This is a genomic window from Polaromonas sp. P3_C2, from assembly GCF_056402675.1.
Window position 1 is genome coordinate 1 of record NZ_JBFUGX010001211.1, and the last position, 629, is coordinate 629.

Annotated in this window: 1 protein-coding gene and 1 pseudogene; both read right to left on the minus strand. The window is 62.0% G+C overall.

Features of this window, described 5'->3' with window-relative positions:
- Positions 1–240, minus strand: a pseudogene (locus AC1DWI_RS25650) (efflux RND transporter periplasmic adaptor subunit); the annotation flags it as partial.
- Positions 241–511: 271 nt separating this feature from the next.
- On the minus strand, positions 512–629 hold a 118-nt coding region (locus AC1DWI_RS25655; protein WP_477726254.1), incomplete at its 5' end, for an RNase H family protein.

Here is a 629-nt window from a genome sequence, read left to right on the forward strand (position 1 = left end):
GCCCACGGCCGAGGTGTCATCCGACAATCTGGCGAGTTCCACCTTCGCGGCTTCCACGGTCACCGGTTTTCCGGCGGCGGCGCCGTTGGTGCCATTGCCGGCGCCCTGGCCCGTCGAGGCAACCGGCGAAGACTCGGCCGCACCGCCCTGCGCCTTGGGTTTTTGCACCCACCAGGCAGCACCCGAGGCGACCGCAATGCCCGCTATCGCGACCGCTGTGTAAATTGCTTTTGATGCCATGGGGAGGAAAACTTGTTATACAAAGAGATACAAACTTCCAATGTAGCAGGACACCATGGCGCGCGCAGCCTTTTTCTGGCCTTTGCACAGGGTAAGCGCGGTAGCTTTACAACGGCTTTACCAAACGCCCTGGGCGACCAAAACGGCACGGATGCTATGTACGCTTATGGTGCGCCCGGGGCTTGCAATTTTTACGTGGGCCTTGGCTGCTTGGTGCGTGTTTTTGCGCGCGCGTTCCCGCCCCGTCTTCAGACTCCCAGCCAGGTCTTTGTTACAAGCGGCCGAGCGCGCGTTCCACACCTTTGTTGGCCAGTGCGTCGGCACGCTCGTTGCCCGGGTCGCCGGCATGCCCCTTGACCCAACGCCAGTCGATCTTGTGGCCGCTGGAG